16 protein-coding genes and 1 tRNA gene are annotated in these 23057 nt (G+C 64.1%); 12 read left to right on the forward strand and 5 right to left on the reverse strand.

Annotated features, from left to right (window positions below):
- Positions 1-34 precede the first annotated feature (34 nt).
- Entirely contained in the window at positions 35-2143 is a 2109-nt protein-coding gene (gene yccS / locus ACZ6YI_RS00335; RefSeq protein WP_465776946.1) for a YccS family putative transporter, read from the forward strand.
- Positions 2144-2225: 82 nt separating this feature from the next.
- Positions 2226-3383: an isovaleryl-CoA dehydrogenase gene (locus tag ACZ6YI_RS00340; protein WP_440324670.1), complete on the forward strand. Its 1158-nt coding sequence runs from the start codon at positions 2226-2228 to the stop codon at positions 3381-3383.
- Between the two features lie 62 nt (positions 3384-3445).
- Here the strand turns inward: ACZ6YI_RS00340 and ACZ6YI_RS00345 are convergent, their stop codons facing one another.
- On the reverse strand, positions 3446-6265 hold the full coding sequence (locus ACZ6YI_RS00345; protein WP_465776947.1) for a S8 family peptidase: 2820 nt from the start codon (positions 6263-6265) through the stop codon (positions 3446-3448).
- Between the two features lie 201 nt (positions 6266-6466).
- Here ACZ6YI_RS00345 and ACZ6YI_RS00350 point away from each other — a divergent pair, with 201 nt between their 5' ends.
- The 5 genes from ACZ6YI_RS00350 to ACZ6YI_RS00370 all read left to right on the forward strand — a co-directional run bounded on the left by ACZ6YI_RS00350 (position 6467) and on the right by ACZ6YI_RS00370 (position 12896).
- Complete coding sequence (locus ACZ6YI_RS00350; RefSeq protein ID WP_465776948.1) at positions 6467-7642, forward strand: thiolase family protein; 1176 nt, start codon at positions 6467-6469, stop codon at positions 7640-7642.
- Between the two features lie 161 nt (positions 7643-7803).
- Positions 7804-8190 carry a hypothetical protein gene (locus tag ACZ6YI_RS00355; RefSeq protein WP_465776949.1) on the forward strand — a complete coding sequence of 129 codons (387 nt, stop codon included), beginning with the start codon at positions 7804-7806 and terminating at the stop codon, positions 8188-8190.
- 136 nt (positions 8191-8326) lie between these two features.
- The gene (locus ACZ6YI_RS00360; protein ID WP_465776950.1) at positions 8327-9934 is read left to right on the forward strand and encodes a carboxyl transferase domain-containing protein; all 1608 of its coding nucleotides are present in this window, start codon (positions 8327-8329) and stop codon (positions 9932-9934) included.
- A 102-nt stretch (positions 9935-10036) separates the two neighbouring features.
- Positions 10037-11383, forward strand: a complete 1347-nt coding sequence (xseA, locus tag ACZ6YI_RS00365) for an exodeoxyribonuclease VII large subunit (protein WP_465776951.1) — start codon at positions 10037-10039, stop codon at positions 11381-11383.
- A gap of 82 nt (positions 11384-11465) precedes the next feature.
- A complete protein-coding gene (locus ACZ6YI_RS00370; protein WP_465777361.1) occupies positions 11466-12896 on the forward strand; it encodes an aldehyde dehydrogenase family protein in 1431 nt (476 codons plus the stop codon).
- On the opposite strand, the gene ACZ6YI_RS00375 is transcribed toward ACZ6YI_RS00370, so the two are convergent.
- The 4 genes from ACZ6YI_RS00375 to ACZ6YI_RS00390 all read right to left on the reverse strand — a co-directional run bounded on the left by ACZ6YI_RS00375 (position 12893) and on the right by ACZ6YI_RS00390 (position 16269).
- Positions 12893-14290 (reverse strand): FAD-containing oxidoreductase, encoded by a 1398-nt coding sequence (locus ACZ6YI_RS00375; protein WP_465776952.1) that lies wholly within the window; start codon positions 14288-14290, stop codon positions 12893-12895. The two genes, ACZ6YI_RS00370 and ACZ6YI_RS00375, sit on opposite strands and share 4 nt — an antisense overlap.
- Before the next feature lie 124 nt (positions 14291-14414).
- Positions 14415-14491 (reverse strand) — tRNA-Arg (locus ACZ6YI_RS00380).
- Between the two features lie 50 nt (positions 14492-14541).
- Positions 14542-15552: an NAD-dependent epimerase gene (locus ACZ6YI_RS00385; RefSeq protein ID WP_465776953.1), complete on the reverse strand. Its 1011-nt coding sequence runs from the start codon at positions 15550-15552 to the stop codon at positions 14542-14544.
- A 486-nt stretch (positions 15553-16038) separates the two neighbouring features.
- Positions 16039-16269, reverse strand: a complete 231-nt coding sequence (locus ACZ6YI_RS00390) for a hypothetical protein (RefSeq protein ID WP_465776954.1) — start codon at positions 16267-16269, stop codon at positions 16039-16041.
- Here ACZ6YI_RS00390 and ACZ6YI_RS00395 point away from each other — a divergent pair.
- From ACZ6YI_RS00395 to ACZ6YI_RS00415, 5 genes are all read left to right on the forward strand, one after another.
- Complete coding sequence (locus tag ACZ6YI_RS00395; RefSeq protein ID WP_465776955.1) at positions 16228-17187, forward strand: MraY family glycosyltransferase; 960 nt, start codon at positions 16228-16230, stop codon at positions 17185-17187. The genes ACZ6YI_RS00390 and ACZ6YI_RS00395 overlap by 42 nt on opposite strands.
- Before the next feature lie 328 nt (positions 17188-17515).
- Complete coding sequence (locus tag ACZ6YI_RS00400; RefSeq protein WP_465776956.1) at positions 17516-19717, forward strand: polysaccharide biosynthesis tyrosine autokinase; 2202 nt, start codon at positions 17516-17518, stop codon at positions 19715-19717.
- A gap of 60 nt (positions 19718-19777) precedes the next feature.
- Positions 19778-21058: a Vi polysaccharide biosynthesis UDP-N-acetylglucosamine C-6 dehydrogenase TviB gene (gene tviB, locus ACZ6YI_RS00405; protein WP_465776957.1), complete on the forward strand. Its 1281-nt coding sequence runs from the start codon at positions 19778-19780 to the stop codon at positions 21056-21058.
- Positions 21059-21098: 40 nt separating this feature from the next.
- Positions 21099-22388 carry an oligosaccharide flippase family protein gene (locus tag ACZ6YI_RS00410; RefSeq protein WP_465776958.1) on the forward strand — a complete coding sequence of 430 codons (1290 nt, stop codon included), beginning with the start codon at positions 21099-21101 and terminating at the stop codon, positions 22386-22388.
- Positions 22385-22915: an acyltransferase gene (locus ACZ6YI_RS00415; protein WP_465776959.1), complete on the forward strand. Its 531-nt coding sequence runs from the start codon at positions 22385-22387 to the stop codon at positions 22913-22915. The genes ACZ6YI_RS00410 and ACZ6YI_RS00415 overlap by 4 nt, the downstream gene beginning before the upstream one ends.
- Positions 22916-23057 lie beyond the last annotated feature (142 nt).

Consider the following 23057-nt stretch of genomic DNA (forward strand, 5'->3'; position numbering starts at 1 on the left):
GCGGGAAGCGCGCCCCCCGGGGTAACCTAGGCTGATGGTCGCCTTACGACACCTGGCCGAATCCGATCGCTTCGCCGATGTGCTGCGCGTATTCCTGGCGCTGGCCGGGATCGCCGCATGGTGTACGTGGCACGGCCCGGCGGATGCGATCGTCCCTGCCCTGCTGGGCGCCATTGCCTGCGCGCTGGCGGAGACAGACGACGCATGGCGCGGACGCCTCCGGGGCCTCGTGGTGACCCTGCTGTGCTTCGCGCTCGCGGCGATGTCGGTGAAAGCGGCGATCGGTACGCCGCTGGCCTTCGCCATGCTGCTCCCGGTCGGGACGTTCCTGCTGGTGATGCTCGGCGCGGCCAGTGGCCGCTACGCCACGATCGCCACGGCGACGTTGATCCTGGCGGTCTACACGATGATCGCCTCGGACGCGGCGGGTGGACGCGGTACCGAGGGCACGGTCGCGCTCGTCGCGGGTGCCGCATGGTACGGCGTGCTGTCGATGCTCTGGAGCGCCCTGGCGCCGCAGCGGGCGCTGCGGCACGCGCTGGCCAGGCTGTTCGAATCCCTGGCCGCACTGATCGACGCCAAGGCGGCGCAGTTCGAACCGGTGCACGGACTCGACCACGACGCGCTCGCGCTGGCCTTTTCGCGACGTAACCAGGTGACCGTGCAGGCACTGACCGAGGCCCGGCTGGCCCTGATCGACCGGATCGGCCGCCGCCAGCCGCGGGGGCGCGCCGCGTCACGGCTGGCCATGTTCTTCGTGGCGCAGGACATCCACGAGCGGATCACCTCGTCGCATTATCCCTACGATGAACTCACGGCGGCGCTGTACCACAGCGACTTGATGTTCCGCTTCGGCCGGCTGCTGCGCCTGCAGGCGCAGGCATGCCGCGAGCGAGCCGACGCCGTGCGTCGCAATGCCCCGCTGAGTTCGATCGCACTGCCCCGCGCCGCGCTCGAGGATCTGCGCCAGGCGCTTGCATTCCACCAGCGCACGCAGCAACGGGACGAGGCCCTGGACGACGCACTGGTGGCGTTGCTGAAGAACATGGTGAGCCTGCAGGCGCTCATCGAGGACGAGGGCAGCCTGCGCGAGGACAGTGACATCGCCCTGCAGGGCAACGAACCGTCCACCTTCGCCGACGCGATGCGCCGCGTGCGCCTGCGCCTCAACCGGCGCTCGATGCATTTCCGCCACGCGATGCGCCTTTCCATCGGCATGCTCGCCGGCTATCTCGTCATGCTCGCGCTGCACCCCGAGCACGGCTACTGGATCCTGCTGACCACCCTGTTCGTCTGCCAGCCGGGTTATGGCGCGACCCGGCGTCGGTTCGTCCAGCGCATCGTGGGCACGACGGCGGGCCTTCTGGTGGGGTGGGCACTGTTGCGTGCGCTCCCGGCCGGCGACTGGCGGCTCCTGGTACTCGTCGCCACCGGCGCCGCATTCTTCGCCTTCCGCCTCCGCCGGTACGCGCTCGCCACCGGCGCCATCACCTTGTTCGTGCTGCTGTGCTTCGATCGCGTCGGCGCGGGTTTTGACGCGATCGGGCCGCGCCTGCTCGATACCCTGCTCGGCGCCGCCGTGGCTGCCGTGGTCATCCGCTATGTCCTCCCCGACTGGCGCGTGCGCCGGCTGGATGACCTCGTCGCGGATGCCCTGCTCGCCTATGCCCGGTACCTCGAGCGGATTGCCGCCCAGTATGTCAGCGGGCGCGCGGACGACCTCCCCTACCGAATCGCGCGCCGCGATGCCCACGCCGCGCAGGCGGTGGTGGCCGGGAACGTCGCAGAGCTGCTCGGCGAACCGGGGCACGCACCGGCCCAGGGTGAACGCGGCCTGCGCCTCCTTACGGCCCTGCAGGCCGGCCTGTCGCATCTCTCGACGCTCGGTACGCACCGCGAGGCCATGGCACCGGCCGATGCCGCGGCCATGGAGGCCCACGCCCACGAACTCGCGGTGGCGTTCGCCGCGCTCGCCGAGCACTTGCGCGCCGGCACGCCCGCGCCGCTGCTGGCCGCGCCAGGCGAGGAGACGGGGAGCGCCCTTCCCGGCGCGGCCCACGGAGGGACACTGCGCCTTTTTGAGCGCCAGGCCCTGCTCCTGCGCCGCGTACACGACCGCATCGCCGCCATCGCCCTGGCCTGATTGCTGCGTCGCGCCGTGGCTCCGGCGCCGCAAAACGCTAGCATGGTGGGGTTTTCCCCGCCTTTTCCCCGGAGTTGCACCCATGCGTCCGTTTTCCCTTGGCGAAGACCTCGACCTCCTGCGCGAAACCGTCCGCGCGTTTGCCGAGAAGGAGATCGCCCCGCGCGCCGACCGTATCGACCGCGAAAACCAGTTCCCCGACGACCTGTGGGCCAAGCTGGGCGAGATGGGCCTGCTGGGCATCACGATCCCCGGCGAGTTCGGCGGCTCCGACCTCGGCTTCCTGGCCCACATGGTGGCCATGGAAGAAATCTCGCGCGCATCCGCCTCGGTGGGCCTGTCGTACGGCGCGCACTCGAACCTGTGCGTGCAGAACATCTACCACAACGGTACGGATGAGCAGCGCCGGAAGTACCTGCCGAAGCTCGCCAGCGGCGAGTGGATCGGCGCGCTGGCGATGAGCGAGCCTGGCGCCGGCTCCGACGTGGTCGGTTCCATGAACTGCAAGGCGGAACTCGTCGGCGACACCTGGGTCGCGAATGGTTCGAAGATGTGGATCACCAACGGCCCGGATGCCGACGTACTGCTGGTCTACATGCGCACCGCGCCGCGCGCCGCGGGCAGCCGCTGCATGACCGCGTTCATCATCGAAAAGGGCATGAAGGGATTCAGCACGGCGCAGAAGCTCGACAAGCTCGGCATGCGCGGCTCGAACACCTGCGAGCTGGTGTTCGACAACTGCGAGATCCCCGCGGCGAATATCGTGGGCGAGGTGAACGAAGGCGTGCGCGTGCTGATGAGCGGCCTGGATACCGAGCGCCTCGTGCTCTCCGGTGGTCCGATCGGCATCATGCAGGCGGCCGTGGACCTCGTGCTTCCCTACGTGCGCGAGCGCAAGCAGTTCAACGCGCCGATCGGCACGTTCGGCCTCATGCAGGGCAAGGTGGCGGATATGTACACCGCGCTGCAGTCGTCACGCGGCTTCGCCTACATGGTGGCCCAGCAGTTCGATAACGGCGTGAAGTCGCGTATCGATCCGGCCGCATGCCTGCTCAATGCATCCACCAACGCGGTCACCGTGGCGCTGGAGGCGATCCAGGCGCTCGGCGGCAACGGCTACATCAACGAGTTCCCCGCCGGCCGCCTGCTCCGCGACGCGAAGCTGTATGAGATCGGCGCGGGTACGAACGAGATCCGCCGGATGCTGATCGGCCGCGAGCTGTTCCACGGCAAGTCGTAAGGCATCGCGCGCAAGCGCGCTCCCACACACCATGTGGGAGCGCGCTTGCGCGCGATTTTGGGTTACCAGGCCACCTTGACGCTGGCGGTCGCCGAACGCGAGTGGTCGCGGCTGGCGAAACGCTGGTCCACGCCGAAGGCGAGCTGCGTGCGCGCGCCGATGTCCATGCCGGCATTCAAGCCGAGCGTGGCGGCCTGCCGCGAGAGGCCGATACCGTCGACCGGTGCCCACTGCGCCAGCCCCGTGTAACGGGCCGAGAACACCTCGCCGCGCGTGGCGAACGCGTTCTGCCAGCCCAGCTTCATGTCCATGCGGAACTTGCCGTACGAGGTCAGCCACGAGCTGCCGGCACGCAGGCCAAGGCCGGCCTGCCAGCGCGACGTGGTGTGGCCGTCGGCCGCGAGGCCGAAGCCGTCGCCACCCAGTTCCTGGAACCCATCGCGGCGGATGCTGGCGTATTGCACATCGGCATACGGCGTGAAATCGAACGCACCCAGGTGCGTGCGATAGCCCAGTTCACCGTACGCGACGTTGTAACGGCCGCTGTAGTCGCCACCGGTAAACGCCGCACCCATGTCGCCAAAGCGCAGCAGGCGCTGCGTATCGCCCCGATAGCTGCCGAACGCGACGCGGCCCACGCTGTACCAGTTGGCGCCCTGCGTACCCGCGTACAACGAACCTTCCGTGGCGCGGTTGCGCTGGCGATCGAAATTACCCGAAAGCTGGCCGTTGCTACGCATCTGCGACACCGCCAGGCCAGCAAAGCCATTGGTGCCGAGACGAATATCGTTACCGACCATGTTGCCGCCGATATTGAAGCCGACGTTGCCGTAACCGCTGCGGCTCATGCCACCCTGTGAATCGAGCGACTGCATCCACGCACCGCCCTTGCCCATCGCATCGAGGTGCTGCATCAGCGCGTCGTTGCCGGCATCGATACCCGCCAGGGTCACCGCCGTGCCGGCCGCGTACAGCTGGCCGGACAGCGATTCCAGCGAGGCCTGGGCGGCGCGGGTGTTGGGTGACTGCTGGATCCCGCCGGCGGCAATCAGCATCGACGGATCGATGGCTCCGGCGGAGGCCGCGCCCGCGGCGAGGGTGTCGCTGATCTGGGTCATTGCCCCGTCCACGCGCCGCGCAGACGACGTGGCAGCGAGCGACTGGGCCATGGTGCTGCTGGCCACGACGGAAATACTTGCCGACGACGTATCGGCCCACACTTCCGTCGGCGTGTACTGCAGCGAGGTCGTCAGGAACGCGCCGGTCATGACCGTCTGTGAGAACGTGCCCTGCAGGCTCGTCGCCGAGACCAGTTGCTGGTGCGTTGTCCTGGTGTAGTTGGGGACCGCGCCACTTAGCTGGAGCACGCCCGCTACGGTGGCGTTTCCACCGACGATCAGCGGCGCGCCGAGGTAGACCGACAGGGTGCTGTTGGCGCCGAGAACCACATTGCCATCGACATGCTGCGCCACGGCTCCCGTCTGCACCACACCCTGGCTCGTGAGGTCACCGTGCAGCGTCGCGCCCAGAATGGCCGTGCCGCCATTCAGCACGTTCAGCGGGCTGGTCAGGTCGTTCCGGACCGCGAGCTTCGCATTGCTGGAAACCGTCGTCGTCCCGGTGTAGGTGTTGTCGCCGGTGAGCGTCAGCGTGCCACTGCCGGTGACGTTCAGGCCGCCGCTACCCGTGATGTCATTGCTGAACGTCGAGTCGTTGGCGAGATTGGCGTTGAAATCGCCCCAATCGAATCGCGCCGGACCGAGTACGGCGCGACCCACGTTGAGTCGGCCATAACCATAAATCGCATCCGGGCCGGGATCGCCCAGGTCATCGGCCGTGCCAAGGATGATCTGGCGTACGGCGTTGTAATCAAGGCCGGGGAACGCACTGTGCACCACGGCGGCGGCGCCCGAGACCTGCGGCGCGGCAAGCGATGTGCCTTCCCAGACCTGGTAGCTGGCCTTGCTGGCCGTCGAGTCGGCCGATGCGACGATGACACCACCCGGCGCCGCCAGGCAGTAATCCATCGCGATGCCGCAACGGTTGGAATACGAGGCGATCTGGGTCGGGTTATTGCTATCCAGCGCGACGACCGCCAGCCAGCCCTGCTCGACATCCGGGGAGCGCGAAGGCAGCGCCGCGATATCCGAGGGATTGGCGCGGCCATCGTTGCCGGCGGCGAAAACGAACAGATGGGCGCCATTCGCGGTGAACGGTGCATAGGCGTCGTGGAAGCTCTTGTTGGCGGCCGCATCGGTAGCGCCCCAATAGATGCCGCCCCAGGAGTTGTTGATGATGCGCGCGCCCTTCGCGACGACGTCGCCGTTCACGGTGCCCAGCGGATCGGCGGAGGTCGCCTGGTTGCCCTGGCCCGAACCGTCATCCGTCGGCGCCTTGTCGTTGATGATGCGCGCCGAAACAATATTGGCCTGGGGCGCGACACCGCCGGCGAAGGTGCCGAACGGCACGCCCGCGGCGATTTCCGCGACCGCCGTGCCATGGCCGACCACGTCGTCGACGCCCATGTTGTTCGTCGACGGATCGACATAGATCAGGTTGGCCGTGACTCGTCCGGCAAGCGCCGGGTGCAGGTGGTTCACGCCCGTATCGATCACGCCGATCGTCTCGCCCTGGCCATTGAAATTGGCCGCATGGGCCGGCCCGACGTTGGTAAGGCCGATCTGGGCATCCACGGGTGGCTGGGCCGGCTGGGTAGGCTGGGTCGGCTGCGTCGGGGGAATGATCACCCCGCCACCACCACCGCCACCGCCGTTGCTGACGTTCGTCGGCCGGCTCCCGCCGCCGCCGCCGCATGCGGCCAGGCCAAGGCTCACGCAGACCGCAAGCGCAAGATCGCGCTGACGCAGGAGATTCCTACCCATATTCAGTTTTCCCCAGGATTCGACATCAATGTCGCGCCACCGCCCCTTTGCCGCGGCGCCGGGCAGGATCTTGGCACAGAACACTGCGGATAGTCTGTGACGGATGCGGCGGTGCGCATTGCCCCGCGCCGGGGGCCACTGCGATACTCGGCAGGTTTCCGTCCCCTCTGGGTCGGCCATCTGAAGTTCCACGGAGTTCCCATGTCTGACATCGTCATCGCGGGTGCCAAGCGCACCGCCATCGGTTCCTTCCTCGGCCAGTTCACTGGCGTACCCACGCCGGAACTCGGCGCCATCGCCATCAAGGCCGCCCTGGAGCAGGCTGGTGTCGCCGCGGCCGATGTCAGCGAAGTGATCATGGGTTGCGTGCTCCCGGCCAACCTGGGCCAGGCACCCGCGCGCCAGGCGTCGCTCAAGGCGGGCCTGCCGACGGCGACCGGTTGCACGACGATCAACAAGGTGTGCGGTTCCGGCATGAAAGCCATCATGCTCGCCCACGACCTGATCAAGGCGGGCTCCGCCTCCGTCGTCGTCGCCGGCGGCATGGAATCGATGACCAATGCGCCGCATATGGTCAACGCGCGCACCGGCATCCGTTACGGCGATGGCCAGCTGGTCGACCACATGGCGTGGGACGGCCTGACCAACCCGTACGATGGCAAGGCCATGGGCGTGTTTGGCGAGCAGTGCGCCGACAAGTACCACTTCACCCGCGAAGAGCAGGACGCCTACGCGATCGCCTCCGTGGACCGCGCGAAGGCCGCGCAGGCCGCCGGCGCATTCGCCGGTGAGATCGTCCCGGTGACCGTACAGGGCCGCAAGGGCGCGCAGGATTTCGCCGAAGACGAACAGCCGGGCCGTTCCGACACCGCCAAGATCCCGACCCTTCGCGCTGCGTTCCGCAAGGAAAACGGCACGATCACGGCCGCCAGTTCGTCGAGCATTTCCGATGGCGCCGCCGCGCTCGTGCTGATGTCCGCCGACGATGCAAAGGCGAAGGGCGCGAAGCCGCTGGCGCGCGTCGTGGCGCACGCCACGCATTCGCAGGAGCCGGAATGGTTCACGACGGCGCCCGTGGGTGCGATCCAGAAGGTGCTGGACAAGGCCGGCTGGAAGGTGGAAGACGTGGATCTCTTCGAGATCAACGAGGCGTTCGCCGTGGTGCCGATGGCCGTGATGCGTGAGCTGGGCGTGGCGCACGACAAGCTCAACGTCAATGGCGGCGCCTGCGCGCTGGGCCACCCGATCGGTGCCAGCGGCGCCCGCATCGTGGTGACTCTTCTCAATGCGTTGACGGTTCGTGGGGCAAAAAGGGGCGTCGCCTCGCTTTGCATCGGTGGCGGCGAGGCAACGGCTATCGCCATCGAACTGGTGTGAAGCCCACGTCGAAAGAACGGGCGTTATTAGCGCCAGCATCACGCGGTTTGCATGGCGTTTAACGCGCCCTGAAGATGATCCGGTGGTTTGCTGGCGATGCCCAGACAACTGAGCTATTAATGTGCCCGCCTAACGGCATTCCACGGCTAAGGAGAACCACAATGAATTTCACGCGTACCCTTCTCGCCTCCGGGCTCGTCGCGCTTCTGGCAGCTTGCAGCAACGGCGCGCAGGATTCCGCGCAGGATGCCCAGAAGTCCGCTTCCGACGCCCAGCAGCAGGCTGACAAGGCCCAGCAGGCCGCGGACCAGTCGCAGAACGCCGCGACCTCGCAGGCTGCGGACCAGGCCCAGCAGTCGGCTGACCAGGCCAAGGATGCTGCCGCCCAGGCCCAGAACGCCGCTTCGGCGTCGACGGCTGGTGGTACTCCTGAGGCCGCCAAGGATGCCGCTTCCAACGCAGCCGACCAGGCCGACAAGTCGGCTGACCAGGCCAAGGATGCTGCTTCCAACGCCGATAGCGCCAAGGACGACAGCACCAAGAAGTAATCCTTCCTGGATTCCTGTCCCTGGAAACGGCCACCCTCGCGGTGGCCGTTTTTCATGGTGCCTGCCGCAGCGCAGCGTTTTACATCCCTGCCCGACGGCTATCATGGTGGTTTGACCCGCTCGACGACGGCCCGCCATGCCCATCCTTACCTCGCAGCTCGACACCCGGTCACCGGATTTCCAGGCCGCCAGCCTGCGCCTGCGCGCGCTGACCGAGGACCTGCGCGATACCCTGAAGCGCACCGCCGAGGGTGGTGGTGCCAAGGCACGCGAGAAGCATGTGGCGCGTGGCAAGCTCCTGCCACGCGAACGTATCCGCGCCCTGCTCGATCCGGGCTCGCCTTTCCTCGAGATCGCCCCGCTTGCCGCCCACGGCATGTATGACGATGCGGCACCCGCCGCCGGCGTCATCGCCGGCATCGGCCGCGTCATGGGCACCGAGGTCGTGGTGCTCGCCAACGATGCCACCGTCAAGGGCGGCACGTATTTCCCGATGACGGTGAAGAAGCATCTCCGCGCCCAGGAAGTGGCGATGGAGAACCGCCTGCCCTGCATCTACCTGGTGGATTCCGGCGGCGCGTTCCTGCCCCTCCAGGACGAGGTCTTCCCGGACCGCGAACACTTCGGCCGCATCTTCTACAACCAGGCCCGCATGAGCGCGCAGGGCATCCCGCAGATCGCCGTGGTGATGGGTTCATGCACCGCGGGTGGCGCGTACGTGCCGGCGATGAGTGACGAAACCATCATCGTGCGCGAGCAGGGCACCATCTTCCTGGGTGGCCCGCCCCTGGTGAAGGCGGCGACGGGCGAAGTAGTCGATGCGGAAGCCCTGGGTGGCGCGGACGTGCACACCGCTGTCTCCGGCGTGGCCGACCACTTTGCCGAAAACGATGCGCATGCGCTGTCCATCGCACGCGACATCGTCGGTTCGCTCAATCGCATCAAGCCCATGCCGCTCGCGGTTCGCCCGCGGCTCGAGCCACGCTTCAGTGCGGAGGAGCTCTACGGCGTCATCCCCGAAGATACGCGCCGTCCGTTCGATATCCGCGAAGTGATCGCCCGCATCGTCGACGACTCCGACTTCCACGAGTTCAAGGCGCGCTACGGCAAGACCCTCGTGACCGGTTTCGCGCATATCCACGGTTATCCCGTGGGCATCATCGCGAACAACGGCATCCTGTTCGGCGAGAGCGCGCAGAAGGGCGCGCATTTCATCGAGCTGTGCAACCAGCGCAATGTCCCGCTCGTGTTCCTGCAGAACATCACCGGCTTCATGGTGGGTCGCAAGTATGAGAACGCGGGTATCGCGAAGGATGGCGCGAAGATGGTGACCGCCGTGGCCTGTTCGCACGTACCCAAGTTCACCGTGGTTATCGGTGGTTCGTTCGGCGCCGGCAACTACGCCATGTGCGGCCGCGCCTATGGTGCACGCTTCCTGTGGATGTGGCCGAACGCGCGCATCAGCGTGATGGGCGGCGAGCAGGCCGCCTCGGTGCTGGCGACCGTCCGCCGCGATGGCATCGAGGCCGGCGGCGGCACGTGGAGCGCCGACGAGGAAGAAGCGTTCAAGGCGCCCGTGCGCGAGCAATACGAACGGCAGGGCCACCCGTATTACGCCAGTGCCCGCCTGTGGGATGACGGCATCATCGATCCCGCCGATACGCGTCGCGTGCTGGGCCTTGCTATCTCGGCCTCCATGAACGCCCCGATCGAGCAAGGCCGCTTCGGCGTGTTCCGCATGTAACTATCCCCGTGGGAGCGCGCTTGCGCGCGATTAGCCGTGCCTCAAGCCCCATCGCGCGCAAGCGCGCTCCCACGGTTCCCGGCGTGATAACCTCGCCGGTCCATGTCCGATTCCTTCGACCGCGCGGCACCCGAGATTTTCACGCCATCCGGCCTGAACCGGCTGGTGCGCGATCTGCTGGAAGATGCCCTGCCCATGGGCGTCTGGATCGAGGGCGAACTCTCCAACGTGGCCCGGCCCTCTTCTGGCCATATCTATTTCACGCTGAAGGACGCCAACGCCCAGGTCCGCTGCGCCATGTTCCGCATGGCGGCGTCGCGGCTGCGCTTCCGCCCGGCCGACGGCATGCACGTGCTGATGCGGGCCAAGGTCGGCCTGTACGAGGCGCGAGGCGAGTTCCAGCTGGTCGCCGACCACATGGAGCCGGCGGGTGAAGGCGCCCTCCAGCGCGAATTCGAGCAACTGAAGGCGCGGCTCGGAGCCGAGGGACTCTTCGATGCCGATCGCAAGCGTGCGCTGCCGGCCTTTCCCCGGCGCATCGGCGTGATCACTTCACCTTCCGGCGCGGCCATTCGCGACGTGCTGAGCGTGCTCGGGCGGCGGCTTGGCCTGGCCGAGGTTGAGGTCTTGCCGGTGCCTGTCCAGGGCCGCGAAGCACCGCCTGCGATTGCTGCGATGGTGAAGCGCGCCGCCGCCAGCGGGCGCTACGACGTCCTGCTGGTCACGCGTGGCGGCGGTTCACTGGAGGACCTGTGGGCGTTCAACGACGAACAGGTGGCGCGCGCCATCCATGCGAGCGCCGTGCCGGTGGTATCGGCCGTGGGTCACGAGGTGGACTTCACCATCGCGGATTTCGTGGCGGACCTGCGGGCGGCGACGCCCTCCGCGGCGGCTGAACTGCTGGTGCCGGACAGCGCGGACCTTGCGCGTAGCCTCGCGCGCCTGCGCCAGCGCATGGCCACGCTCGTCGACCGCCGGCTCCAGTCGGCCGCCCAACGGGTGGACCACCTGCATGCCCGCCTGAACGGGCAGCGGCCGCAGGCGCGGCTCGCGCGCGATGCGCAACGCCTTGAAGCGCTCCGCCGCCGCCTGCAGACGGCGGTGAACCAGTCGGCCACCCTGCGCCGCGCCCGCCTCGATCGCCTCCAGGCTCGCCTCGGTGCCCAGCATCCACGCCTGCGCCTCATGCCCGTCCAGCAGCGCGTCGCGGCGCTCCACCAGCGCCTTGCGGCCGGCATCGCCCGCAGGCTCGAGCGCGACCGCCTGCGCCTGCAGCAGCAAGGCCGCACCCTGCATGCGGTGAGCCCGTTGGCGACACTGGAGCGTGGCTACGCCATCGTATTCGACCAGCGCGACGCCGTCGTTCGCCGGGCGAACGACGTGGCCATCGGCGAGCGGGTACGCGTCATGCTCGCCGAGGGCGAGCTGCGCCTTCTCCGCGACGCCTGAGCCCGCGCGGCAAACCGCCTCACGACAACTGAACGCCGGCGGTTGGATCATGGCCGGCATTGCCGCCAACGAGGGCCCGCCCATGCTCGAGAAGAGCTACCCCTACTACCTCGCCAACAAGCCCGTGAAGGCCAGGGCGAAGCTGGAAGTCCTCGACAAGTACACCGGCAAGGTGGCAACCCGGGTCGCCCTCCCCGACGCGGATGCGCTGGAACGCGCGATCGCCGCGGCCGCGGCGGCCACGGGCGCGATGAAGGCGTTCCGCCCCTGGCAGCGCCAGGCGGTACTCGAGCACTGCGTGGCGCGCTTCCGTGAACGCAAGGATGAACTCGCCTACGCGTTGTGCGTCGAGGCGGGAAAGCCAATCCACGATTCGCACGGTGAAGTCACCCGCCTCATCGAGACGTTCAAGATCGCGGCCGAGGAAGCCGTCCGCATCAACGGGGAAACGATAAACCTCGAAATCTCCGAGCGCGCGAACGGCTACAAGGGGTTCACCCGCAAGGTGCCGCTGGGCCCGGTAGCGTTCATCACGCCCTTCAATTTCCCGTTGAACCTCGTGGCCCACAAGGTGGCGCCGGCGATCGCGGCGGGCTGCCCGTTCGTCCTCAAGCCTTCGGAACGGACGCCACTGGGAGCACTGATCATCGGCGAGATCCTTGCCGAAACCGACCTGCCCAAGGGGGCTTTCTCGATCCTCCCGCTGGACGGCAAGTCGGCGTCACCGCTCGTGACCGATCCGCGCCTGAAGCTGCTTTCGTTCACTGGCGGCCTGATCGGCTGGGACCTCAAGGCGCAGGCGGGCCACAAGAAGGTCACTCTGGAACTGGGCGGTAACGCCGCCTGCATCGTCGACGCCGACCAGGTGGATCGCCTCGACGCGGTGGTCGAGCGTCTCGTTTTCGGCGCGTTCTACCAGTCAGGGCAGAGCTGCATCAGCGTCCAGCGAATCCTCGCCCATGACGATGTCTACGATGCGCTGAAGCGCAAGCTCGTGGCCAGGGTGAAAACCCTGAAAGCGGGCGATCCAAAGAAAAAGGGCACGTTCCTTGGCCCAATGATCGATGAGGGCGCCGCGCAACGCCTGCAGGGCTGGATCGAGGAAGCGAAGAAAGGTGGCGCGCGCCTGCTTTGCGGAGGCGGCCGCAAGGGCGCGATGCTTGAGGCCACCCTGCTGGAGAAGGTCCCGCACGATGCAAAGCTGCAGCGCATGGAAGCGTTCGGTCCCGTCGCCATCCTCGAGCGCTTCATGACCTTCGAGGAAGCGGTGGCGATCGCCAACGATTCGGATTTCGGCCTCCAGGCGGGCGTGTTCACGAACGACCTCCGGCACGCGATGCATGCGTGGGATGCCCTCGAGCAGGGCGGCGTCATCGTAAATGACGTACCCAGTTTCCGCGTGGACAACATGCCCTACGGCGGCGCGAAATCGTCCGGCATCGGGCGTGAGGGCGTGCGTTACGCCATCGACGACATGAGCGAGATCCGGCTCATGGTGATGCGGGATATCTAGGCCTTCGGCTCCGCCGGCGCGAGGCTGCCGATCAGCGTGGGAATGAGTTCCGAGACGGTCGGGTGGATCGGCACGGCCCACTGGTAGGTATCGATCGTCGCGTCCGCATTCATCATGTCGAGCACGCCATGAATCACCTCGTCGCCGCCGGTTCCCAGCACCGCGGCGCCGAGGATCTTGCGGGTTTCCGCATCGGCCACCATGGTCATGAAACCCCAGGTTTCGCCCTTCTCCACCGCACGGCCCACGCGCTTCATCGGGCGCTTGGCCAGCAGCAGCGGACGGCCCGACGCGCGGGCCTGCGTTTCGGTCATGCCGACACGGCCCAGCGGCGGATCCACGTAAAGCGCATAGCCGAGGATCCGCGCGCTCACCTTGCGGTCGGCACCATCGAGCAGGTTGGCTGCTACGATCTCGTAGTCATTCCACGCCGTGTGGGTAAAGGCACCCTTGCCGTTGCAATCGCCCATGGCCCAGACGCCCTCCGCGGTCGTTTTCAAGTGGTCGTCGACCTTGATGTAGCCACGCTCGTCGGTCTCGATGCCGGCCTTGTCGAGGCCAAGGTCGTCGGTGTTCGGACGGCGGCCTACGGCGAGCAGGACATGCGAGCCCTCCACGACCGGTGCGCCTTCCGTGCAGTCGACGCCGACGGTCACGTTTTTCCCGTTCTTCCCGAGCGTGATGCAGCACGCACTGGTCCGGACCTCGATGCCTTCGGCTTCCAGGAAGGCACGTATCTCCGCGGAGACGTCCTCGTCTTCCCTGCCGACCAGGCGCGGCCCCATCTCGACGACGGTGACCCGCGAACCGAAACGTCGATACATCTGCGCGAATTCGAGGCCAATGTAACTGCCACCGACGACCACGAGGTGTTCCGGCAACTGCTCCAGCGGGATGATGGTGCTGTTGGTCAGGTAATCGACCTCGTCGATACCGGGGAAGTCGGGCACGTTAGCCCTGCCGCCGACATTGAGGAACACCTGTGGCGCCTCGATCACTTCGCCGTTCACCTCGATCCGGCGTGGGCCGGTGAACCGGGCATGGCCGCGAATCAAGGTGAGCCCGGGCATGGACGCCAGCCAGTCCTCGTTACCCTTGCGCGAGTCCAGGATGACCTGGCGGGCGCGTGCCGCCGCCGTGGGCAGGTCGAACTGGATCGGACCGGGGTCGTTGGCATAGCGCACGCCGTATTCTTGGCCACGCCGGGCCACATGGGCCGCGTACGCGCTCGCCACCAGTGTCTTGGTCGGCTTGCAGCCCGTGTTGACGCAGGTGCCCCCGACCAGGTGGCGCTCGATGATGGCGACCGTCTTGCCCGCCGCGGTGAGCCGGGCCGCGAGGGCCGGGCCGGCCTGACCGGCACCTACGATGATCGCGTCAAAAGAACGGGGCATGGGCGGGCTCCTGCAGGTGGCACAACGGGCCGGGTGAATCGTGTTTGATACACGGCCAGGCGGGTTGTGGCTTGCAAGGGCGTGTTCGGAATCGTGTGGGTGACCACCTGCCGCCGCCTGATGCTGGTGACCCCGGCCCGATTCGAACGGGCGACCTTCCCCTTAGGAGGGGGACGCTCTATCCAGCTGAGCTACGGGGCCAATGGGGGCTAAGGATACCGGCTGAGGGGCGGGACGGCCAGAACGGCGGGCTACGCCTTGTAGTACGCGCGGTACCAGTCCACGAAGTTCGCCACCCCTTCGGCCACGGAAACCCTGGGGCTATAGCCCAGCTGCTCACGCAGGTCGGTTACGTCAGCCTCGGTGTCGGGCACGTCGCCCGCCTGCAGCGGGAGCAGGTTCATCACTGCCTTGCGACCCACGGATTCCTCGATGGTCTGGATGTAGGTCAGCAGCTCGACCGGATGCTCGTTGCCGATGTTGAAAATGCGGTACGGCCCTACCCCGCTCGTGGCCGGATCGGGCGTCAGCGCATCCCAGCCCGCGTCCTTCTCCGCCGGGCGGTCCATCGCCAGCACCACGCCTTCGACGATATCGTCGATGTAGGTGAAACTGCGCTTGTGGTGGCCGTGGTTGAACACATCGATCGGCTTGCCCTCGATGATGTTCTTGGTGAACAGGAACAGGGCCATATCCGGGCGACCCCACGGGCCGTACACGGTGAAAAAGCGCAGGCCGGTGCAGGGGATGCCATAGAGGTGCGCATAGCTATGCGCCATCTGCTCGTTGGCCTTTTTCGTTGCCGCGTAGAGGGTTAACGGGTGTTCGGTCGACTCGTGCTCAGAGAACGGCATGAGGCGGTTGGCCCCATAGACCGAACTCGTGGACGCGAACACCAGATGCTGCACCCCGTGGTGGCGGCACCCTTCCAGGATATGGAGGAAGCCTGTGAGGTTGCTCGCCACGTAGACGTGGGGATTCTGGGCGGCATACCGGACGCCAGCCTGGGCGGCCAGGTGGATGACCCGCTCGGGCTTGTGCTCGGCGAACAGGTGCTCCACCGCCTGGCGGTCAGCCAGGTCACCCTGGACGTGCGTGTACCCCGGGTGGTCACTGAAGCGGGCCAGGCGGGCCTGCTTCAACGTCACGTCGTAGTAGTCATTCATGCTGTCGAAGCCGATGACTTCGTCGCCGCGCTCGAGGAGCTTCATGGCGACGTGGGAGCCGATGAAGCCGGCGGTGCCGGTGACCAGAACTTTCATGGGTAAACGCCTTCTGTCAGCGGAGCCGGCCACCGGCTCGCCTGGATCGGCATTTTACCGCACGGGCCTATGGGTCATGGACTGGCCTAACGGACTGGGCGGTTGGGTGACGCTGCGGCTGGGAATGAGCGAAGCCTACATAGGCCGAGGCCGGGGCGCTCAGCAGGCGGTGGCGTCAACGACCAGTCGCAAGATGATCGCCGCCCTATCATGAGCACCGCAGGACTTCGCGTCGGCAGCGGCAACTTCAAGCGCACTCGAACCAGGGCGCGTCAAAACTTTGACTGGACGGAAGGGTCGTCACATTTGTCCAGATAACCGAAGGGCGGAAAGCGTGAATCTCGACACGTTTATTGTCGACCGCACCCGATTCGTGCAAAAATTTGCATAGGGGAATTCTGGATGGTTGATACAAGTGTGAGGAGCGTCCGCTGGTGCGGAGGTTTCACACCCGGCGCCAGCGTCGCGCCTGAACCACGCCAACCCCTATTCATCACTGATAGGGATGTCGAAGTGGTAGATGCTCATTTCTGGCAGGCGTGCCTCGTCGCAGGCGTTGTTACTGCCCTGCTTATCGCAGCGCTGCGGCCGATCGCTGGCTACGTTGGTCTCGTTGACCACCCTAATGATCGCAAGCATCACCAGGGAGCTGTGCCGCTCATTGGTGGGCTTGCCATGTTTGGCGGCATCGTTGCAGGCACCGTCTACTTCGGGCATCTGGGCCCGTTCCGTTCGGTGGTCATCGAGACGGCCGCGGTTATGGCGTTTATCGGAGCGCTGGACGACCGCCATGACCTGAGCGTCCGCGTGAGGGTGCTGGCTCAGATCGCTTGCGTTACCTGCGTCATGGTTTCGACGGGTGTGCATATTTCTTCCCTGGGGCACCTCTTCGGCGCTCCGGTTGAACTCGGTCCTTTCGGCTATGTCTTCACAGCCGTAGCCGTCATCGGCTTGCTCAACGCATTCAACATGATGGACGGGATCGATGGCCTGGCCGGCTCGCAGGCGCTGGTGAGCGTTTGCACGCTGCTATTGTTCCACAGGGGCGGCACCGTACCTGGCATCGTAGCCATGCTGGCAGTCGTAGCTTCAACAGCCGTACCGTATCTTCTTGTGAACTTAGGCCTTACCGGACGCAAAGTATTCTTGGGCGATGCTGGAAGCATGGTTGTCGGGTATCTGTTGGCTTGGGCGCTTATTCGTCTGGCCGAGGCTGACACTTCGCCCGTTAGCCCAACGGATGTGCTCTGGTGCGTGGCTCTTCCGATCATGGATACGCTTACAGTAATGACCCGGCGCATTTTGGAGCGCACGTCGCCATTCAAGGCTGACCGCGGGCACATCCATCATATGCTGCTCGCGCGCGGGCTCAGTGCACGCCAAACGCTTCTCGCTCTCGTCGCACTTGCCTGCTGTACTTCGGCGCTGGGGTACGCGACGCACGGCCTACCAGGAGAGGCTCGTCTGGTGGTATTTGTTGCTGTCGCATCGGCCTACGCAACGCTAGCCGTGGGCGAATACCGGCGACAGACCCGCAGGGCACGGACCCTCAAATTCGAATCCACCGCCCCCCAGGCGCTAGCGCCCCCGCAGTCCGCGCCTACCCATGTGCCCGAACCGGCAATCGCCGACTGAGCCGGACATGCAGGACAACGAAGGTGAATTCGGGCGGCCAAGCCCCCGAATAGCTGTCGCATCAGCTACCATCAGCCCATTCGGCGACCCGCGCCTTCCGCGCTCGGAAGGGTGTTGCACGAATCTGGCGCCCGCCCTACGGCGGCGCAAGGGGCCCCAAGAAGCCGAAGCAAGCCATCCATCGGTTGGCACGGCAGCGCATTGTCACGTCGTTAGAATTGGCAACGCGCCGCCTGTCCGCATTGGACTTCGCTCGGCGCAACTCACTCGCACGGGCGGCAACACCGCCGGCCGGGCGAACATCTTAAGTACTGGACAAGCTTGACTCATGGCTGAAATACAGAAGGCGTCGCAGGGCGACAACGACATCGACCTGGGCGAGTTGCTCGGGACGCTGCTCGATAACAAGTGGCTAATCGTTGCACTTACGACAGTTTTTTTCGTCGTGAGCGTCGCATACGCAATTCTCGCGACGCCGATCTATCAAGCCAGCGCAATTGTTCAGGTAGAGCAGAAGGTCCCTCAGCTGCCGGGCCTCAGCGCGCTGTCGCAGACGCTTGGCGCATCCAGTTCTGAAGCGACCACTGAAATTGCGCTGCTCACATCGCGATCCGTTCTCGGGCAGTCGGTATCGAATCTCGGAATGGACATAGAGATTGTTCCGGCCCGCTTTCCGCTAATCGGCAACTTTGTCGCGCGTCGGTTTATACCTGACGATGGCGGAGCGGCTGCGTCGCCTCTTATGGGCATGAACAGCTACGACTGGGGCGGCTCAACGCTAAAGGTATTCAAGCTTGACGTCCCCCGCACGCTCCTCGACCAGCCTACATGGCTGCAGGCTGACGGAGACCGAACCTTTAAGCTATTCAGCGACGACGGCGTACTTCTAGTGGCCGGCGAAGTCGGAAAATTGGCGAAGGGTCACGGTGTGACTATCGAAGTGCAGGAACTTCGTGCAAACAAAGGCACGAGGTTCTTGGTGATCAGGCATCGGCCGCTCACCGTCATTACTCAGCTTCAAACAGATATCGGTGCCGCAGAACAGGGGAAAGACTCGGGAATTATCGAGCTAACGTATCAGAGCGCCGATCCAGACCAGGCGACCAGCCTCCTCGATCAAGTAAGCACCCTTTACGTTCGGCAAAATGTGGATCGGAACGCAGCTGAAGCTGCCCAAAGCCTGCAGTTCGTAAAGGAACAACTGCCGAAGATTCGGCAACAACTCGAGCGCGCAACGGCCGCTCTTAATGCCTATCAGACGACAGCTAAATCTGTTGACATCACCCTTCAGACGAAAGGCCTGCTGGACCAAGAGGTAACGGTCGAGTCAAGCATCCAGCAGCTCCGTATGCAACAGGCTGATTTGGAGCGGCGGTACACCAAGCAACACCCGGCGTACAAGACGCTCATGCAGCAAATCGATCAGTTGCAGGCCCAGAAAAATGCAATGGAAAAGCAGGTCGGAGCACTGCCGGATACTCAACAAGAGCTCCTTCGCTTAACTCGTGACGTCCAAGTCAGCAACGAAACCTACACCGGGCTGTTGAACCAGGCGCAGCAGCTGGATATCGCACGCGCAGGTACCGTCGGAAATGTTCGCGTTATCGATGCTGCCGCAGTTGACGTGACGCAACCGGTCAGGCCCAGGCGCGCAATGGTAGTTATAGGCGTCACATTCTTGGGCGGATGCCTCTCCGTGGGTATCGTGCTGCTACGCAACATGCTCCGTCGTGGTGTTGAAGACCCGGCTACGATCGAAGAGCTTGGACTTCCCGTTTACGCTTCAATCCCGGTAAGCGCAATCGAGAAAACCACTTCGGTTCGAGGTAAGAACACTCGCGGCGATGGCCGGCAGAAGCTTCTCGTGGTAAATGAGCCGGCTGACCTCGCCGCCGAAGCGCTTCGTAGCCTTCGAACCAGCCTGCACTTCGCTCGGCTCGAAGCCAAGAACAATATCCTCATGATCTCCGGCTCAAGTCCAGAAGCCGGAAAAACGTTCGTGTCTGCGAACTTGGCTGCCGTAATCGCGCAAGGGGGACAGCGTGTCCTTGTGATCGATGGTGATATGCGAAAGGGCGCGCTACATAAGGTCCTTGGTGGCGGCAGCGACAACGGACTCTCCGAGCTAATCTCCGGCCAAGCGAACCTCGAAGATGTTCTGCGCCCTGTCCAGGGCGTCGAAGGTCTCTCGTTCATTGCCCGCGGCAAAGTCCCACCCAACCCTTCCGAGCTTCTCATGAATGCCCGGTTCACCGCGGTGTTAGAAGATCTGAAAACAAAGTATGACCTCGTACTCGTGGACACGCCCCCCATCCTCGCTGTCACCGATGCGGCGGTTATTGGACACCACGCCGGTACGAGTCTCCTCGTTTGTAGATTCGGATTGAATCAAGCGCGGGAGATTGCACTGGCGAAGCAGCGCTTCGACCAAAATGGCGTCGAACTGAAAGGCGCAATCTTCAATGCTGTAGAAAAGCGCTCCGCTGGCTATTACTCCTACGGCTACTACGAATACAAACCAGCGACTTAGCGCAAATCATCCAGATCTACCGCAAGCAGCACATCACCCAATTAGACGTACGGACACATCATGCACGCGCAAGAAAACACGAAGATCGCGATCGTCGGCCTCGGATATGTTGGGCTCCCGCTCGCCGTGGAATTCGGAAAGGCCGTACCCACAGTCGGTTTCGATATCAGCCATCTGCGTGTCGACGAACTACGCGCGGGTACCGACCGAACGAAAGAGACCACGTCCGAAGAGCTTTCAGGCTCGCCAAATCTCAGCTTCACCACGGATATTCGTGATACAGCCGGTTGCACCGTTTACATCGTCACGGTACCCACGCCGATCGATGAACATAAGCGACCCGACTTCCTCCCGCTCATCAAGGCCAGCCAAGCAATTGGCAGCGTCCTCTCAGATGGCGACGTCGTTATCTATGAGTCCACAGTCTATCCGGGCGCAACGGAAGAGATCTGCGTACCGGAACTCGAACGGGTGTCCGGTCTCACCTTCAACGTCAACTTTTACGTCGGCTATAGCCCCGAGCGTATCAATCCAGGCGATCACCAACGTCGACTAACGAACATTCCGAAGATCACTTCTGGCTCGACACCCGAGGCAGCAGACTTTGTTGACACGTTGTACCGTCGAATCATCCTGGCGGGGACCCACAAGGCGCCATCAATTAAGGTCGCTGAGGCTGCAAAAGTCATAGAGAATACGCAGCGAGACGCAAACATTGCTCTCATCAACGAGTTTTCGATGATCTTTCAACGGCTAGGCATCGACACGACCGATGTGCTTGAGGCTGCAGGAACTAAATGGAACTTCCTCCCATTTCGTCCGGGCTTGGTCGGCGGTCACTGCATCGGTGTTGACCCCTATTACCTCATTCAAAAGGCTCAATCTGTCGGGTACTTCCCCGATATTCTGCTCGCATGCCGCCGCATCAACGACGCGATGGGTAGCCATGTAGCAAGCGAGGTCGTAAAGCTCATGATCCGGAAGGGTCATGCCATCAAGGACAGCCGGATTCTGGTCCTCGGCTTCACATTCAAAGAGAACTGCCCCGACCTCCGCAACACGCGGGTTATCGACCTCGTACGGGAGTTCCAAGGCTACAGCGCAAACGTAGATATCTACGACCCCTGGGCGAATGCCGCTGAGGCAAAGCACGAATACGGGGTTGATCTCCTTGAACGTCGTCCGGAACCTGGCTCATACGACGCCATTGTAATAGCTGTCGCCCATGACGAGTTTCGAGCTAGTGGCGCGCAAGGCGTGCGCGCTCTGGCGAATGGCCGGGCCGTGGTCTACGACATCAAGGGGATCCTTCCGAAGCAAGAGGTTGACGGGCGTCTCTGAGTGCAGGTAGCACTCTTAAGACATCCGTTCTCACGTAGATATGAAGAAGCTTCTTTCGACCGCGGCACTATCTGGCGCGAGCGCGATCGCGTCACGAGGAATCACGTTCCTAGGAAGCCTCATTTTTGCCAGTCGTCTCGGCCCGGCAGCATTTGGACAATTGTCCCTTCTCCAATCTACTGCGCTGCTGTTCACCACGTTCTGTGCACTAAGCCTTGGTCAGATGGCCACAAAGATCGTCGCTGAGGCCGTTGCAAGGAACGACGGACGAATTGGCCATGCCATTTCCGTCGCCTACTTTTCTGCCATCTCGATATCGATAGTCTTTTCGCTCGTAATGGTCGGAATGGCTCAGCACCTTGCTGTCTGGATTAACGGCACAAGTGATCTCGCCGGCTTGTATGCGTGGTCTTCGTTGCTGGTCTTCACCGGCTTTGTTACGTCAATTCAGAACGGCGTCGCCCTCGCCCAGGGCACGCTTAAGCAACAGGCAGTAGCGAATCTCGCATCGGCCCCGCTGGCATTGCTTGTGATGGCCGCATGCTCGGTACCCAACACCCTGAACTGGGCGATGGGTGGATATATCGCAGCCCAGCTGATCATCTGTGGCGGCCAAGAAATCCCTCTCTATCGCCATAGGAGGCGAACCGCCGCGCCTCTCAGCGTTCGCGACATCGCGCGAAACGAATGGTCAATTGTATGGAAGCTTGGACTTCCTTCATCGGTCGCAGGCCTCTTTACCGTTCCTGCCATGTGGTACTCGATGGTGATGCTCTCCCAGGCTCCCGATGGGCCGTCGCAACTCGGCAACTTCGCGCTTGGGAATCAGGCTAGGACGCTCCTACTTTTCGGGGTAGGCGTCGTTTCGAATGCCCTGCTGCCACTCTTTGCATCGACCCGGATTTCTCATGGCGATTCAGGTGGCCAACGCCACGTACTGGATGCAGTGAAGTGGCTGACAATCGTAACCCTCGTGGGGTCCGCGGCGGCGATGGTCGTTGCACCCTACTTCGTCACACACTTCATGCCGAAGTACAGCGAGTCGATACATCCACTGCAAATCCTGCTCGTGTCAGTTGTCCTAACGGCGCCAACCGCCGTCCTGATGAGGGGCTCAACTGCCGCTGGTGATGCACGGACACTCGTTGTCGGAAACGCAATCTACTCCACTTCGCTGCTCGCTGCAGCGCAGCTATTGATCGACCGGCATGGCGCGGACGGCCTCGCCATCGCGCACGTCGCCGCTTGTTCCCTACAACTAATTACTTATGCGCTTCTAACCAAGCGTCGAATGACGCGAGAGCGCGCGTCAGCTGGAGTCACGCCATGAGTGCTACTCGCATAATAAAGAAGGCAGTCGTCCTAAGCGCCGTGCGCTTAGGCTGGTATCTCAAGCCAGGCCTCGTAACCAGACTTTATGCCTGGTTTCTCCGTTCGGAAGGCGCAAAGATCGAGGGCACCCCAAACTATCTCTCGGCTAAGATTTGGTTCGACAGCACTGATTATTCACTCATAACACTGGGGAATGGATGCACAATCTCCAGCAACGTGCGCATCTTGACGCACGATGCTGCGGCAAACACCGCAGCTAAGGCCCTTGGTGTTCGCTTTGACCAGCCGTTGATCCGCGTTCGGCCCATAGCGATCGGCGCGCATACGTTCATCGGAACCGGGGCTATCGTGATGCCGGGCGCTGAAATTGGCTCCGGCTGTATCGTCGCAGCAGGAAGCGTGGTGCGGGGGAAGATCCCGGACCACGCGATCGTGATGGGCAACCCTGCATTCGTGGCCGGGACGGTGGCGGACTACCTTGACAAACTTGGGATCGAGCACCGTACCGAGACTCGAACAACGTGAATTGACACACGACGTGCCTGAGACGTGCGCGCTCGCCGTTCCCGCACCGCGAGCGACTGTGCGCCGGGCTGTCTCGCACGAATTTCTGCGCGCGCCCCTGCAGGCACGCCGTCCTGCCACATACGCAAAAGCATCACCCCAT

The organism is Luteibacter sp. NPDC104163, from assembly GCF_055584245.1.

Bases quoted from the DNA above. Each gene is read 5' to 3' on its own strand.
- ACZ6YI_RS00355 (WP_465776949.1), top strand. From the start codon at position 7,804: ATGAATTTCACGCGTACCCTTCTCGCCTCCGGGCTCGTCGCGCTTCTG.
- xseA (WP_465776951.1), top strand. From the start codon at position 10,037: ATGTCCGATTCCTTCGACCGCGCGGCACCCGAGATTTTCACGCCATCC.
- yccS (WP_465776946.1), top strand. From the start codon at position 35: ATGGTCGCCTTACGACACCTGGCCGAATCCGATCGCTTCGCCGATGTG.
- ACZ6YI_RS00390 (WP_465776954.1), bottom strand. From the start codon at position 16,269: ATGCCCGAAGTAGACGGTGCCTGCAACGATGCCGCCAAACATGGCAAG.
- ACZ6YI_RS00395 (WP_465776955.1), top strand. From the start codon at position 16,228: ATGTTTGGCGGCATCGTTGCAGGCACCGTCTACTTCGGGCATCTGGGC.
- tviB (WP_465776957.1), top strand. From the start codon at position 19,778: ATGCACGCGCAAGAAAACACGAAGATCGCGATCGTCGGCCTCGGATAT.
- ACZ6YI_RS00385 (WP_465776953.1), bottom strand. From the start codon at position 15,552: ATGAAAGTTCTGGTCACCGGCACCGCCGGCTTCATCGGCTCCCACGTC.
- ACZ6YI_RS00375 (WP_465776952.1), bottom strand. From the start codon at position 14,290: ATGCCCCGTTCTTTTGACGCGATCATCGTAGGTGCCGGTCAGGCCGGC.
- ACZ6YI_RS00340 (WP_440324670.1), top strand. From the start codon at position 2,226: ATGCGTCCGTTTTCCCTTGGCGAAGACCTCGACCTCCTGCGCGAAACC.
- ACZ6YI_RS00410 (WP_465776958.1), top strand. From the start codon at position 21,099: ATGAAGAAGCTTCTTTCGACCGCGGCACTATCTGGCGCGAGCGCGATC.
- ACZ6YI_RS00415 (WP_465776959.1), top strand. From the start codon at position 22,385: ATGAGTGCTACTCGCATAATAAAGAAGGCAGTCGTCCTAAGCGCCGTG.
- ACZ6YI_RS00400 (WP_465776956.1), top strand. From the start codon at position 17,516: ATGGCTGAAATACAGAAGGCGTCGCAGGGCGACAACGACATCGACCTG.
- ACZ6YI_RS00345 (WP_465776947.1), bottom strand. From the start codon at position 6,265: ATGGGTAGGAATCTCCTGCGTCAGCGCGATCTTGCGCTTGCGGTCTGC.
- ACZ6YI_RS00350 (WP_465776948.1), top strand. From the start codon at position 6,467: ATGTCTGACATCGTCATCGCGGGTGCCAAGCGCACCGCCATCGGTTCC.
- ACZ6YI_RS00370 (WP_465777361.1), top strand. From the start codon at position 11,466: ATGCTCGAGAAGAGCTACCCCTACTACCTCGCCAACAAGCCCGTGAAG.
- ACZ6YI_RS00360 (WP_465776950.1), top strand. From the start codon at position 8,327: ATGCCCATCCTTACCTCGCAGCTCGACACCCGGTCACCGGATTTCCAG.